Here is a 14,195-nt window from a genome sequence, read left to right as displayed (position 1 = left end):
AATTATTTATTGAAAAAACCAGAATTTACCCCATCAACCATAATTTACTGCTTTATCTTCTCGATACATTAAAATTAATGGATAAAAAACTGCAACTGGTATACTCAATCCAAAAACAAAAGAAATAATTGGGTTTAATTCTAAATGATTAAATAGATTAACAAGTTTTATTCCTATATCAATAGATGGAACAAATGCTCCAAGCATTATTATCCAAGTAATTATCCTAAATAGAAAATCATTTCCTTCTTTAGGTGATAAATTTGAGTTTTTATTTATCCATTCCTGAATTGAAATAAGAATAGATAAAATAGAACCTAAATTTTCAATAAATAAAGTTTGCCTTCTCATAAAATTAAAACAATTAGTGTATGCTAAATATAATAGTAATTTTTTAAATATTGCTAATAATTTTATTATTTCACTTTTTCTTTAAAAGTGTCTTTTCAACTTATTAGGTTAATTAAAGGAACTTTAATAAAATTAATAATCTATATAAATATGATTTTGTTCTGAAATTACTATTTCATCTATTTTAATCAGCTAGAAATTTTATCCAAAAAAGAAACATAAGAAGGAATTTCTATCTTGTCAAATATCCAAAATATAAAAAAAGTACCTTTCAGGATAAAATGAATTCAATTGGAAAATTTTATTCGATTTATTTTTTTCAGAAATAATAAAATTTATTAAATTTTTAGCTATTTCATGATCTCCATGTTCTATATGAGGGGAGTATATACAGTTATTTGTAATTACAAATGAAACAATAACATCGGAATCAATTTTACCAAATCTTTTAGGCTGAATTGCAACAATTTTATTTTGAAATATTGATGGTAATACAATCTTGGATTCTTCTATATCAAAATTGATCATACCATGCTCCATATATTCGACTTTTTTTATAATTGAAGTTTTTACATAGGACGATGTTGGATACCCATCATATATTTGAGGATGCCATTTCTTTAAATACATACTGTCAATTAATGTGGCTATATTATTTTTTTCAATAAATTTCACATTACCTTCAGCATTAACAATAAATTTTAAAGGCTTATTCCAATCATATTCATCAATTTTATTAAGATCAATTTTTTTTCTAAAATCCTGATTTATTAATTTCTTAAATCTATTAAAACCTCCTGAAAATGAAAGTTGCATATAATATTGAGTAAAATCTCCAACTCCTTCATAAAAATAGGTAGAATATATCCTATTTCTAATCGAGTCATTTAAAAGGTGAAAGGAATGATAATTATTTTTTAAGAAAATATTTTTATTTGGTTTAATCTTTTGAACTATCAGTTTTCGAAATTCATTATTCTCCTTAACAATTAAATTATTATTGGAATCAATTATGAAAGCTATCGTTATTTTTTCTCCCAATTTTAATTTTCCATCAAAATATCTTTCAAATTCCTTCTGAAGAAACTTAATCTTAGGATCTGTTTGTCCAAAACCTTTGAAAATGATAAAACAAAATAAAATAACAATAATGGTTCTCATATAAATATTGATTCAAATCTTCCCTCATTTGCATAAAGAATTTCTCATTATTTTAAAATTTCTTATCTTCCCATTTCAATCTAATCCTATGCCTAAATACCTTTTGTCTTTTTTATTTCTTTGTCTATTTTCTTTTCAGCTATTTGGTCAAAAAAAACCCAACATTATTATTTTTATGATTGATGATATGGGTTGGCAGGACACTTCTTATCCATTTGCTAATGAGAAAAGTGATTTCAATAAGCTTTATCATACCCCAAATATGGAGCGATTGGCAAAAATTGGGGTAGCTTTTACTGATGCATATAGTACCCCTGTATGTACACCTACACGTGTCAGTTTAATTACTGGGATGAATGCTAGCAAACATCATGTTACAAATTGGACGGCCCCAATGAAAGATAAGCCTACTGGCAACCAGGATAATCAAATGCAGGAACCTGTATGGAACCATAACGGAATGAGCCCTGAACCTAATATTCCTCACACAATATATGCAACAGCATTACCGCAGATTTTAAAAGACCATGGATATTTTACAATTCATGCAGGCAAGGCGCACTGGGCATCTGCAGGTACTCCGGGATCAAACCCTTATTCTTTAGGTTTTACGGTGAATATCGCCGGAACCTCAACAGGACGCCCTGCAAGTTATTGGGGAGAAGATAATTTCGGTAGAACTGGAAGTGATTACCATGCTGTTGAAAACCTACAAGAGTATTTTGGTCAGAATATTAACCTTACAGAAGCATTAACGAGAGAAGCCCTGAAGACCTTAGAATTTCCTGTCAAAAACCATATCCCTTTTTTCTTGAATTTCTGTCACTATGCCCTTCATGATCCCTTAATGGAAGATCATCGCTTTATTCAAAAATATATCGACAAAGGAATGTCCTCCAACGAAGCAAAATATGCTTCTATGATTGTAGGAATGGATAAGAGTTTAGGTGATGTGTTGGATTTTTTAGAAAAAAATAAGATTGAAGATGAAACTTATTTAGTATTTATCAGTGATAATGGCGGGCTTAGCAATGTACCCTCAAGAGATGGAAAACCATATACTCATAATAAACCCCTAAGGTCTGGTAAAGGATCTATTTATGAAGGTGGTATTCGAGTACCCTTAATTATTAAAGGAAATAATAAGGATGGAAAAAATGTTCGAAACTCTAATCCTGTGATCATTGAAGATATGTTTCCTACTATTCTTGAAATAGCGGGTATAAAAATTCCCAAAACCGTTCAAACCATTGATGGGATAAGTATGCTGAAGGGACTAAAGAATTGGAAGACAGTAACAAAAGATCGTGCATTGGTTTTTCATATACCAAATAAGTGGACAGCAACGGATGGTGATGGATATAATTATAGATCAGCAATACGAAAAGGACAGTATAAATTAATATGGTCCTTAAGAAATGACTCCTTTGAATTATATGACCTTCAAAATGATTTGGGCGAACAAGATAATATCATTCAAAATCCGGGCATGCCTTCAAAGGCAGAAGAATTGAAGTTGGAACTGAAATCTATCTTAGAGAGAAATCAAGCCCCAATGCCGAAAAAAAAGAATATTAATTAAATTGATTAATTCTGGAAAAAAGCAAGATTTAGTCCAACTCTTTTATGTCCTCTTCCATTTGATGATTATGTCTTTGTACATGGACGGTAATAAAACTTAACCACTCAAATCTTGTGAAAAACCCCATCCGAGGAAACTCCATATCCTTACATAAAAGCATGAGGTCCTTGTCTTTTATATCAATAAGTAAATTGGTTTTACAATCTTTTAACTTCAAAACAAGTTCCTCTTTTTTATAATGATCCTGTCTTGGTAATAGACTTTTGTCTGCATCATATTTCACATTAAAATCTAAGAAAATTTGTTTTATTGCAGGGACCTGATCATCAAATGCTCGATTAATTTCTTCAGTTTTATTATCGGGAATTCCAGAACTGCAGATAAGTATGTGTTCTGCAATCTGTCCAACTGTCCAGCCTTGATCTTTTGGAATTGTATTTATTTGCTCTTCAGATAGACACATAACCATTTTAATGGTTTGGTCAAATGTATCATTTAGTACTTTGGATATTTGCTGATTGATTTCCATAATTAGTGATAATTTATACTAATTTCCTAATTATTGATCATAAATGACTTGTCTTAAGACAAGATTTATTCCGAAGATTTATAGGGTATCGCAAGGCTGTTTTTTGCTTTTCTATCCTTTGAAAATTGTTTTGATAATTCTTCAGCTTGCAAGATTAAGTTATTTATATGCCTTATTTTTTCATCCATTAGTTCTGGATTTAATGTTAAGCCAAGTTTAGTCATGTTTACAGACAATCCAACGAGTAGGGCATTGATGCGATAAACTAAATTCTGGAAATGAACAATATCTTCTTTTAAACTTTTGCCCCTAAGCGGTTCTTTGGCTAGTTGTTCTAATGCATCATAACATTGTGCCAATGAGGATTGTGTAAATTTCCTAAACAACCTTAAATCGTAAAAATTCAGATTCTTTGATTCATAGCTTTCTTGAATCTTGAATAAATAAGATTGAAAATGTTGTAGTAATGAATTTGTACTCTGCTGAACCGAACGATAATGATTAATTGGAATTGCTAGGCATCCTAGGACTGCAAATATTGATCCCAATAAAGTGAAGACAAATCTACTGCCAAGAATGTCCTGAATTTCTCCTTCGTAAACATGCTGTCCCAAAAGAATACTGATCGTAATAAAAATTACACAGATCAGATAATTGGGTTTGTTGAATAATAAAAATAAATAGAGACAAAACGCCGCAATGCTTATTAGAACCAAGATGTTATCAATCCATATTAATAGTAATAAACTAATTGCAATTCCTATTATGGAACCAATAATTCTTTGATAATTTCTTTTTTGGGTATTGGTATAACTCGGTCTAGCTACAAGTATAATTGTTAAGAGTATCCAGGAAGCGTAGCGATATTCTGGCAATAAGAAGCCAATCAAACCACCTGCCATAAGTAGTGCAGACATGCGAATGGCATAAGCAAATATTGGCGATTTAAAGGTAAGATTGTTGATTATAGTTTTTAAAGTACTTTTTGGAGCAACAAAATCAATGTAATTTTTACTATCCACCAAGGTATTTTCATGATATTCTTGCTGAACTTCAAATTTTTGGAGAATATCTGAAACATGCCTTAATTGAGTGCTAATGGAACATATTAATGTCCATTTTTGAGGAGTTGCATCTGCTTGGTCAGTCTCTAATTGGAGAAGTAATTCCTCTAATTTATACCTTTTTGTTGGTCTATTTTTTTTAATTGAGCTGGTGGCGGTCAATCTTTGAGTTTCTTTATAAAGTAAATGAAGAGATTGACGAATTAATTTTAAGGTGTTTCCTCCCCGCAATGTGTTTCGAATTTCCTCATAATCATTATCAATCGCCATTAACAATTCATAGAGATCAACTAAATGGTATAATTTTGCAAGCCAAATTTTGCTCTCTTCATCATGCTTAGAATGAAGTTTTTTATCCCTTAATAAAATAAATCGGATAGATTCAAGTTGATCACTTACCTTGACATGGAAGGAACTTAATGCTTTATAGGCAATATTTAAAGAAACCTTTTCATCATAACAGTCTACTTTCAAGCGGATTAGGTTGCCCATAGTTTTAATGCCTCCTTCAACAGCATACCTCAATGATCTATTCGGGGTCAAATAAACCTGAATAATACAAATAATAAAGAAGAACAATGCCCCAGCAGTAACTGCTAAGCTAAACTGAATTGGATCATTAGGTCTTAATCCTATGGTAAAACTTGCCACAATTAACCCTAGATTTCCTACAACATTAACCCTGAAACCTAAAACAGCAATGATTGTATAGAGAAAACCAAACGCCCCCAATAATAATAGGATTGTCCAGGAATGATAAAATAGAGCAAATGAAGTAGTTATTGAAGTAATAAAAAAGATAGGTAGACAATAGATGGCTGTTGATAATTTATCATTTTTATTTCCTGGAACATCAGTTAATGCAGCCAATAAAACACCAACAGCAAATGCAATAGCGATATGCCCGTCCAAAAAATAAAAGATAAGGATGCTTGGAATTAAAATTACCAAAATATTTCGAAGTGCATCAAGGCTTGATTCACTTTTCAGAAATGTCTTAACCTTTGATAATGAAGCTGAAACCAATATTTTATAATTGAATTTATTTATTAATGCGCAAAAATAATAAAATCAATCATATTTTGAAATATGATATTGAGTAATATTTTTATATCAAAATAATATTTTGTATTACATTTATATTTCTTTATTTAATTCTGTTTAGTTTTGATTTTTATATTTCGATTTTATGTTTTTTATTGATAAAATTATTCAAAAAATAGCCCCAACTTATGCTGGGGCCATGTTTTAAAGTGTAGATGTAGTGGTCTTAAATTATGCAGGAATCATTCCATGAGGGTCGATAACATATTTTCTTGCTGCCCCCTTATCAAAATCGGCATAACCTTTTGGTGCCTCATTTAATTCAATGACTTGTACATTGACTGCGTCTGCTATTTTAATTTTATCATATAGTATTGCATTCATCAATTGCCTGTGATATTTCATTACCGGGCATTGACCTGTATGGAAACAATGTGATTTTGCCCAACCTAGCCCAAATCTAATTTTAAGATTTCCTTGTTTTGCTGCACCATCAACCGCTCCTGGATCTTCTGTCACATAAAGTCCTGGAATACCTATCGCTCCACCAGCCCTTGTGATTTCCATTGCTTGATTTAATACGACCGCCGGCTGTTCTTCGGAATTCCCACTATGTGAATGTGCTCTGGCTTCAAAACCTACACAATCCACAAAACAATCAACTTCAGGCACACCTACAATCGCTGCAATCTGTTCTGATAATTCTACATCAGTATTAAGATTTACTGTTTCGCATCCAAAACTCCTTGCCTGAGCCAATCTTTCCTCATTAAGATCGCCAACAATGACAACAGCTGCCCCTAAAAGATGACAGCTCGCTGCACAGGCTAACCCTACGGGTCCAGCTCCAGCAACATATACTATTGATCCTGGGCCTACACCAGCGGATACAGCGCCATGAAATCCAGTAGGGAAGATGTCAGAAAGCATAGTCAGATCTTTGATATATGCTATAGCTTGATCATTATCTGGAAATTTCAATAAATTGAAATCAGCATAAGGAACCATGACATACTCCGCCTGACCTCCAATCCATCCACCCATATCTACATAACCATAGGCAGCTCCAGGACGCGAAGGATTTACATTCAAACAGATTCCTGTTTTGCCTTCCTTGCAATTTCGACACCTTCCGCACGCTATATTGAAGGGTACTGAAACAATATCTCCAACCTTTATAAATTCTACATCTCTCCCAACCTCAACTACCTGGCCTGTTATTTCATGACCAAGTACAAGCCCCGCTGAAGCTGTCGTTCGACCTCGGACCATATGTTGGTCAGATCCACAAATATTCGTAGATACGATTTTTAAAATGACTCCATGTTCGCATTTTCTGTCCCCTAATGCTAGTTTAGGGTAATCTATTTCTTGTACCTGAACCTCACCCGGCCCCATGTACACTACTCCATGATTTTGACACATAATGAATAATTTTAATAAGGTGAATAGAAATATTGGACCTACACGGCCGATGCTCCCGCAGCAGCTACCGCATGATCATCCTCGACCGTACTGCCACTAACTCCTACTGCTCCGATAATATTCCCACTTGAATCCTTAATTACAACTCCTCCAGGAAAAGTTATCAATCCATTGTTTGAATGTTCTATATTATATAAAGATCCTCCCGGTTGTGACAATTTCCCGATTTCCCCTGTATCCATGTTGAAATACCTAGCTGTTCTAGCTTTCTTTTGTGAGATGTCAATTGAACCTAGCCAAGCGTCATCCATTTTATTAAAGGCCACTAAATTTGTTCCTGAATCAACTACTGCGATATTCATTTTTACACCTAATTCCTGCGATTTTTTAATAGCTGCATCAACTACTTTTCTTGCTTGTTCTAATGTGATGTTACTCATAGTATTGATATTTTAAGTTTATATACCTTAAAGTTATCTCATGTGAAATTGGATTGGTGTAAGTATAGTTTCATTAAGTATAAAGATAGTTTCAAAATAAAATTTAACTTAGTAAAAGCGTTAATCAGGATTAAATATGAGTTATACAATCGACCTATTGTCCATCCAAACCCCCGAACATCTGAGGAGTGGACAAGAAAATCAAACACGTTTCGATTGTGGCGAGTTTGAAATAAATATCTTTGAAACCTTCCAATCTTCAACAAAAGTGAAAATCACTTATGAAGGACTATCTATTTCAAGTATGATTCGAGGATATAAAACCGTTCATACTAAAGATGCCGAACAATTTAAGTTTATGCCAGGATCGTCGTTAGTACTTCCAGAAGGAGAAACTATTTTTGCTGATTTCCCAGAAGCGGATGAAAAAAACCCAGTTCAATGTGCTACTATATTAATCTCTAAAGAATCGATAGAAAAACAATTGGAATTTTTAAACCAGAATTACCCTGAAGGTGAAAACTGGTCATTGGATTTTTCCAATTTTCATTTCAATAATAATTCGGGGCTTGTTAGGGCATTTAGTGAACTTTTACAAGTTGCTACACAGGAGCAACCCAATATCGCCCTGAGCGATCTTCTATTAAAATCTTTATTAATCAGAATCATTGAATCGCAAAAGGAACATATCCAAGCTAAGAATCCAATATTAGTTAATAGCCAATTGCATGCAATCAAGAACTTTATTAAGGGAAATCTAGGTCAGACTCTGAATACGGAAATATTAATGAGAATTGGGAATTGTAGTAAAAGCAAATTGCATCGTATGTTCGAAGCATATTGTGGTAAGACTCCTGGAACTTATATTTTGGAAGAAAGAATGGTTAACGCCAGAAATTTACTTCTACAGACGGATTCAAATATTTCAGATGTTGCCTACAAAACTGGATTTAGTTCTTTAAGTTATTTCGTCAAGCAATTTAAAGCGTTTCATAATTGCACCCCAGGGGATTTCATAAAAAAGTTTGGTAAATAAAAAGCCCTAACTTCTGTCAGGGCAATTTTATCTCATTTTCAATAATTAATTATTTGACTTATTTATAATAACTGTATGTGGAATCGGACCCTTAATTCCGTTTTGGTCAAAAGCATTTTTCACCAATTCTTGGGTTTCAAAAAATACATTCCAATAATTATCTTGGGTAGTGTAGGGTCTTATTGCTAAAGTGGTCATGCCATTGGCTACTTCCAAAACGCTAACCTCAGGTTGAGGTTCATTCAATACATTCGGATGTTGCTTCATTGCCCCAATTGCAACTTCACGTGCATATTCAATGTTTTGATCTAAGGCAATCGCCATTTTTAAATCTACCCTTAAATTTCCATGTGTGTTAAAATTTGTGATTACTCCAGTTGATAGAGCTCCATTAGGAAGAATAATCGTTTTGTTTTCTGGAGACAAAAGGGTTGTATTAAAAATTCCAATTTCTGTTACTAAACCAACGCTTCCTTGTGCTTCAATTAAATCACCAACCTTAAAGGGTTTGAAAATCATAAGCATGACTCCTCCAGCCAAATTCCCCAAAGATCCATTTAATGCAGCTCCAATTGCTAATCCAGCTCCCGCTAATAGTGCAGCAAAACTAGTAATGTTTACCCCCAACATGCCAATTATCGCCAAAAACATTAATACCGTTAAGGTTACTTTGACAATGGAAACTAAAAACTTTTGCAGTGAGATGTCAAACTTCTTGTTCGATAAAACCTTTTTAATTAAAATTCCAATTCGACCAATGATCCATTGACCAATTAAATAAACTAAAATAGCGCCAAGAACCTTAGGTGCATATTCTAGAGCCATGTCCTTAATTTTTAGCATCCAAATTCCTCCTTGATCTAAAAGTTGATTTGAAGCCTCAATTTCAGTGTTGATTTGTAGTAATTCCATAATAATGTATTGTAGTATTTTGAAAATCACATCAAGAATAATCATGCCACAATACATAAAGGTTGTGGATAGATTTCTACTAATTTTAAATAATAAGAGAAAATCTGTTTTAGTTGTTATAACATAATCATTAGAGTTGATTTCAAATAAGTCTGTCAACTGGAAAAATCCGAAATAAATGGATTGAAAGAATTAGTAATATTGGAACATTAATGAAATAAAAATTTTAATGAATAAATGCTTTTTTAATATGCATTTTATCGCTTAAATGCATCATATTAATAAAATAACAATATTCATTAGGCAAAAATCGTATTTTTAATACGATGGCTTTATCAATCTTTGAAAAACCTAAATTATACAATAGTTATGAGCGATAAATTTTTGATAGATGAACAAACTTTAAAAGACATTCAATTACGAGATAGGCACAGCCGGACTATTTTGGAATACTTTGATCATACCATTACGGATGGAGGAATGTTCTTTCTGAGAGATATATTTTATAATCCTATTGTTGATGTTAATGAAATAAAAGATAGACAAATAAAAATACGTCGTTTAGAGCCAGTCGCAGATGAAGACTTTTTATTTTATAGAGTGATCGTAAGTGACCTTGAAAAATATGTTCGATCATCACATTCAGGAAGAACTGCTTCATTAACCTTAATGGATTTTGTTGGGGTAAGAACCCCTGCTTACTACTATCGGAAAAGATCAATCATTGAGGCATGTGACTTTATGATTAAATGCCAAAATTATTATAAAAAAATTAATCATGATGTTGCTTATGCCGATGTAGAAGAAATTATTCAGTTGATTGAAGATTGTCTTGCCATGATTTTCAAAAACAAGAAATATGATGCTGAGAAATTGAGAATTAATATTTTCAATATTGAAAATTTCGACAAAATGATCAGATATACCCTAGCACCTAAGATCAAGAAAATTATTACTTTTTTTTATCAAATCGATGCTTATCTATCAGTAGCCAAAGTTTCTAAAGCAAATGGTTTTAGCTATCCTGAAGTTTTTCCGAAAAACCAAACTGGGGCAATTGAGATGAAAGGTGTTTATCATATTTTCCATAAAAATCCAGTTAATAATGATATAAGAATGTCCAGAGATAAAAAGGTCTGGTTTCTTACTGGTGCAAATATGGCAGGTAAATCATCCATCATTAAAACTATATCAACTGCCCTTTACCTTACCCACATTGGTTTTCCTGTGCCCGCAGAATCTATTAAAACTGATATCATAGATGGGGTATTTACAAGTATAAATCTTCAAGATAATTTAGACCTTGGTTACAGCCATTTTTATGTGGAAGCTATGCGTTTGAAAACGATTGTTGACCAGTTACCAAAGGATTCCAATGCTGTTATTATTTTAGATGAATTGTTCAAGGGTACAAACCATTTGGATGCTTCAAATGCTATTTTAAAAGTGCTTGAAAATCTTGCAGACGTGGACGGTCCTTATGTTATTGTCTCCTCGCATATTACAGAATTGGCTAATGAATTAAAAAAAATCCCGGCAGTTGGATTCTTTAAAATGAATATTGAATCAGACCCTGATGGATTGCCAATCTTTACTTACAAAATAAAAGAAGGAATTGCTGAAGAAAAATTAGGAATGTGGTTGCTTAAGAAAAGTGGTGCCTTTGAATCAATCGATAAATTGAAAGCCTAAAAATTAAAAATTTACAACAAAGTCTTTTTTCACAACACTTTCAATTTAATAATTGAAAATTAGTTCAGAATAATAAACAGTAACATATTTATTTCAAAAAATACACCTTCAATCATAGTGAGGGTGTATTTTTTTTTGTTTAAATTTAGTTTCAATCTTTTAATAATGCTTATTCAAAACAATTGAAAAAGTATTAAACCATATAAACAAATTGAATAATTCATTATTTCAATGTATTAAATCAGTAATAAAAATTTATCTTATGAAATTTCGAATATTCCCCATCCTGATTGTATTGAATATATTAGTATTAAGCATTTTTTTTATTTCATGCAATCATTCCACTGCTCATAAAAAGATTGAAACCAATTCAGATTCTTTAAAAAACCTATCGGTTAAAATTGGGGTTGCTTTATATTCATTTAATCATTTTTCTTTCGAAGAGGCAGTAAGAAAATCAAAGTCTACAGGCGTTAATTATGTCGAAGGTTTTTCATTTCATGAATTAGGGGAGTCTTATAGAAATGAAAGAATTGCTAATTTACCTGAACAAGACCTATTGCAATTAAAGGAGATTTTAGATTCAAATAAAATCAAAATGGTTTCCATGTATGCAGATGCTAAAACTCTTGCTGAATGGGAGCAATTATTCAGGCAGGGAAAACGCTTAGGGTTGGAATTTTTAGTAGGAGAACCTGATATTTCATTTTTGGACGACATAAATAGGCTTGCGGGTGAAAATAATATAAAATTTGCCATCCATGAACATGCTAAAGGAATCAGTAAATATTGGCATCCGGATTCTGCATTATCAGCTATTAAGGACCGCGGAAATTTAAAAATCTGCGCAGACATTGGCCATTGGGTACGAAGCGGACTCGATCCTGTAGAATGTTTGAAAAAATTGGAAGGGAATATTATCAGTCTACATGTGAAAGATTTGGATTCATTCGGAAATATTAATGCCAAGGATGTTAATATAAGTAATGGAATTATAGAGTATCCAAAAGTAATGGCAGAATTAAAACGACAAGCTTTTTCTGGTTACATCTTTATCGAATGCGAACATGATTGGGAGAATAACTTAAAAGATGTACAAGAATCTGTAAATTATATAACCAAAATATCACAAGAATAAACAATTTTCATTTAGCCTATGATTTAGAAAGGAATAAAATTTCTTTAAAATTTTTAGCCAAATGATTAATAAAAATATTGATTAAAAAATAAACAGTTCATTATGAAGTTAAGAAGCAAGGAATGGTTTGCAAGAAAAGGAAAGGATGGTTTTATTTACCGTGCCTGGATGAAAAATCAAGGTATTCCAGCAGATATGTTCGAGGGGAAACCTGTTATTGGAATATGTAATACATGGTCGGAATTAACACCTTGTAATGCACACCTTCGCGATTTAGCAGAGGCTGTTAAAAAAGGAGTATTGGAAGCTGGAGGTTTTCCATTAGAGTTTCCTGTCATGTCGCTTGGTGAAACATTAATGAAACCTACTGCTATGTTGTTTCGAAATCTAGCTAGCATGGACGTGGAGGAATCTATTCGTGCCAATCCAATTGATGGTGTTATCTTGTTATGCGGCTGCGATAAAACTACTCCTTCTTTAGTTATGGGAGCCTGCAGTGTAGACCTGCCAACTATTGTTGTATCTGGGGGCGCCATGCTTACGGGAAAATATCAAGGAAAGGATATTGGAACAAGTGATTTATGGCGATTTGCTGATGAGTCAAAAAAAGGATTACTTACTGAGGAGGAAATGAATTTGGCTGAAGCTGGAATGTGCCGTAGTATCGGTCATTGCGCAGTTATGGGAACCGCCTCTTCAATGGCTAGCATGGTTGAAGCATTGGGACTCACTCTACCTAATAATGCTGCAATACCTGCAGCAGACTCCAATCGGAAAGTGTTAGCGAGACTCTCCGGAAGAAGAATTGTCCAAATGATTAAAGATGATATCAAAATATCCCAAATCTTGAAACGAGAATCCTTCGAAAATGCCATTAAAGTTAATGCGGCAATCGGTGGATCTACAAATTTTGCTATTCATCTAATGGCAATCGCAGGAAGAATCGGAGTCGAGTTAAAACTTGAAGATTTTGATCATTATTCTAAAAATATTCCGCTCGTAGCTAATCTTCAGCCTTCTGGTCAATATTTTATGGAAGATCTTTATTATGCCGGAGGGATTCCCGCAGTTATGAATAGTATTCAAGAATTTTTAAATAAAGATGCTTTAACCGTTAATGGAAAGACTATCAATGAAAATTCGGCAAACCAGAAAAGCTTGAATGAAAACGTAATTTCATCTGTGAATACACCCTTTAATAAACAATCAGGAATCGTGGTCCTAAAAGGAAACCTTTGTGAAAATGGTGCGGTTATAAAACCGTCCGCTGCTACCGCTAAATTAATGAAACATAAAGGAAAGGCTGTTGTCTTTGAAGATATTGAAGACTATAAAAAGAAAATTGATTCGGATGACTTGGATGTTGATGAGAATAGTGTCTTAGTACTTAAAAATGTTGGACCAAAAGGCTATCCTGGAATGCCTGAGGTTGGCAATATGGGCATACCTAAAAAGCTGCTGGAAAAAGGGGTTACTGACATGGTTAGAATTTCTGATGGTCGTATGAGTGGAACGGGGTTCGGTACCGTAATTCTTCATGTATCTCCTGAATCTGCTGTAGGTGGACTTTTAGCAGTTGTACAGAATGGAGACTTAATAGAATTGGATGTAGATGCACGACAATTAAATCTTTTAGTAGAAGCAGCTGAGCTGGAAAAAAGAAAACAAAACTTGAAGTTAGACCTTAATAAATATACCCGTGGATACGTCAAGTTATATGTTGACCACGTTGAACAAGCTCATTTGGGAGCAGATTTAGATTTCTTGAAAGGTGGGTCTGGATCTGAAGTATTAAGAGATTCTCATTAACATCTAGCAATT

Annotated in this window: 12 protein-coding genes; 5 read left to right on the top strand and 7 right to left on the bottom strand. The window is 32.9% G+C overall.

What is annotated here, in order from left to right; all coding sequences use genetic code 11:
- Positions 1–33: 33 nt before the first annotated feature.
- Together E0Y80_RS09045 and E0Y80_RS09040 are read right to left on the bottom strand one after the other, a co-directional pair.
- Entirely contained in the window at positions 34–351 is a 318-nt protein-coding gene (locus E0Y80_RS09045; RefSeq protein ID WP_156307340.1) for a hypothetical protein, read from the bottom strand.
- A gap of 240 nt (positions 352–591) precedes the next feature.
- On the bottom strand, positions 592–1,512 hold the full coding sequence (locus E0Y80_RS09040; RefSeq protein WP_156307339.1) for a hypothetical protein: 921 nt from the start codon (positions 1,510–1,512) through the stop codon (positions 592–594).
- A gap of 88 nt (positions 1,513–1,600) precedes the next feature.
- Between E0Y80_RS09040 and E0Y80_RS09035 the strand changes: the two genes are divergently transcribed.
- Positions 1,601–3,094 carry a sulfatase gene (locus E0Y80_RS09035; RefSeq protein WP_156307338.1) on the top strand — a complete coding sequence of 498 codons (1,494 nt, stop codon included), beginning with the start codon at positions 1,601–1,603 and terminating at the stop codon, positions 3,092–3,094.
- A 28-nt stretch (positions 3,095–3,122) separates the two neighbouring features.
- On the opposite strand, the gene E0Y80_RS09030 is transcribed toward E0Y80_RS09035, so the two are convergent.
- The 4 genes from E0Y80_RS09030 to E0Y80_RS09015 all read right to left on the bottom strand — a co-directional run bounded on the left by E0Y80_RS09030 (position 3,123) and on the right by E0Y80_RS09015 (position 7,596).
- The gene (locus E0Y80_RS09030; protein WP_156307337.1) at positions 3,123–3,623 is read right to left on the bottom strand and encodes a DinB family protein; all 501 of its coding nucleotides are present in this window, start codon (positions 3,621–3,623) and stop codon (positions 3,123–3,125) included.
- 65 nt (positions 3,624–3,688) lie between these two features.
- Positions 3,689–5,599 (bottom strand): FUSC family protein, encoded by a 1,911-nt coding sequence (locus E0Y80_RS09025; RefSeq protein WP_156307336.1) that lies wholly within the window; start codon positions 5,597–5,599, stop codon positions 3,689–3,691.
- Between the two features lie 363 nt (positions 5,600–5,962).
- Positions 5,963–7,156 carry a formaldehyde dehydrogenase, glutathione-independent gene (gene fdhA, locus E0Y80_RS09020; RefSeq protein WP_156307335.1) on the bottom strand — a complete coding sequence of 398 codons (1,194 nt, stop codon included), beginning with the start codon at positions 7,154–7,156 and terminating at the stop codon, positions 5,963–5,965.
- Positions 7,157–7,194: 38 nt separating this feature from the next.
- Positions 7,195–7,596: a GlcG/HbpS family heme-binding protein gene (locus E0Y80_RS09015; RefSeq protein ID WP_156307334.1), complete on the bottom strand. Its 402-nt coding sequence runs from the start codon at positions 7,594–7,596 to the stop codon at positions 7,195–7,197.
- Between the two features lie 136 nt (positions 7,597–7,732).
- Between E0Y80_RS09015 and E0Y80_RS09010 the strand changes: the two genes are divergently transcribed.
- A complete protein-coding gene (locus E0Y80_RS09010; protein ID WP_156307333.1) occupies positions 7,733–8,632 on the top strand; it encodes a helix-turn-helix domain-containing protein in 900 nt (299 codons plus the stop codon).
- 45 nt (positions 8,633–8,677) lie between these two features.
- Here E0Y80_RS09010 and E0Y80_RS09005 read toward each other — a convergent pair whose 3' ends face one another.
- Positions 8,678–9,544 (bottom strand): mechanosensitive ion channel family protein, encoded by an 867-nt coding sequence (locus E0Y80_RS09005; RefSeq protein ID WP_197091529.1) that lies wholly within the window; start codon positions 9,542–9,544, stop codon positions 8,678–8,680.
- A 369-nt stretch (positions 9,545–9,913) separates the two neighbouring features.
- Between E0Y80_RS09005 and E0Y80_RS09000 the strand changes: the two genes are divergently transcribed.
- From E0Y80_RS09000 to E0Y80_RS08990, 3 genes are all read left to right on the top strand, one after another.
- A complete protein-coding gene (locus E0Y80_RS09000) occupies positions 9,914–11,236 on the top strand; it encodes a MutS-related protein (protein WP_156307332.1) in 1,323 nt (440 codons plus the stop codon).
- Between the two features lie 262 nt (positions 11,237–11,498).
- Positions 11,499–12,374: a sugar phosphate isomerase/epimerase family protein gene (locus tag E0Y80_RS08995; RefSeq protein WP_156307331.1), complete on the top strand. Its 876-nt coding sequence runs from the start codon at positions 11,499–11,501 to the stop codon at positions 12,372–12,374.
- A 102-nt stretch (positions 12,375–12,476) separates the two neighbouring features.
- On the top strand, positions 12,477–14,183 hold the full coding sequence (locus E0Y80_RS08990) for an IlvD/Edd family dehydratase (protein ID WP_156307330.1): 1,707 nt from the start codon (positions 12,477–12,479) through the stop codon (positions 14,181–14,183).
- The last annotated feature ends 12 nt before the right edge of the window (positions 14,184–14,195 follow it).

The sequence above is a fragment of the Sphingobacterium endophyticum genome, assembly GCF_009733535.1.
Classification (GTDB): domain Bacteria; phylum Bacteroidota; class Bacteroidia; order Sphingobacteriales; family Sphingobacteriaceae; genus Sphingobacterium; species Sphingobacterium endophyticum.
This window is presented reverse-complemented; position numbering and strand designations above follow the sequence as displayed.

Coding starts and splice junctions, on each gene's coding strand:
- E0Y80_RS09045 (WP_156307340.1), bottom strand. CDS start 351: ATGAGAAGGCAAACTTTATTTATTGAAAATTTAGGTTCTATTTTATCT.
- E0Y80_RS09040 (WP_156307339.1), bottom strand. CDS start 1,512: ATGAGAACCATTATTGTTATTTTATTTTGTTTTATCATTTTCAAAGGT.
- E0Y80_RS09035 (WP_156307338.1), top strand. CDS start 1,601: ATGCCTAAATACCTTTTGTCTTTTTTATTTCTTTGTCTATTTTCTTTT.
- E0Y80_RS09030 (WP_156307337.1), bottom strand. CDS start 3,623: ATGGAAATCAATCAGCAAATATCCAAAGTACTAAATGATACATTTGAC.
- fdhA (WP_156307335.1), bottom strand. CDS start 7,156: ATGTGTCAAAATCATGGAGTAGTGTACATGGGGCCGGGTGAGGTTCAG.
- E0Y80_RS09015 (WP_156307334.1), bottom strand. CDS start 7,596: ATGAGTAACATCACATTAGAACAAGCAAGAAAAGTAGTTGATGCAGCT.
- E0Y80_RS09010 (WP_156307333.1), top strand. CDS start 7,733: ATGAGTTATACAATCGACCTATTGTCCATCCAAACCCCCGAACATCTG.
- E0Y80_RS09005 (WP_197091529.1), bottom strand. CDS start 9,544: ATGGAATTACTACAAATCAACACTGAAATTGAGGCTTCAAATCAACTT.
- E0Y80_RS09000 (WP_156307332.1), top strand. CDS start 9,914: ATGAGCGATAAATTTTTGATAGATGAACAAACTTTAAAAGACATTCAA.
- E0Y80_RS08995 (WP_156307331.1), top strand. CDS start 11,499: ATGAAATTTCGAATATTCCCCATCCTGATTGTATTGAATATATTAGTA.
- E0Y80_RS08990 (WP_156307330.1), top strand. CDS start 12,477: ATGAAGTTAAGAAGCAAGGAATGGTTTGCAAGAAAAGGAAAGGATGGT.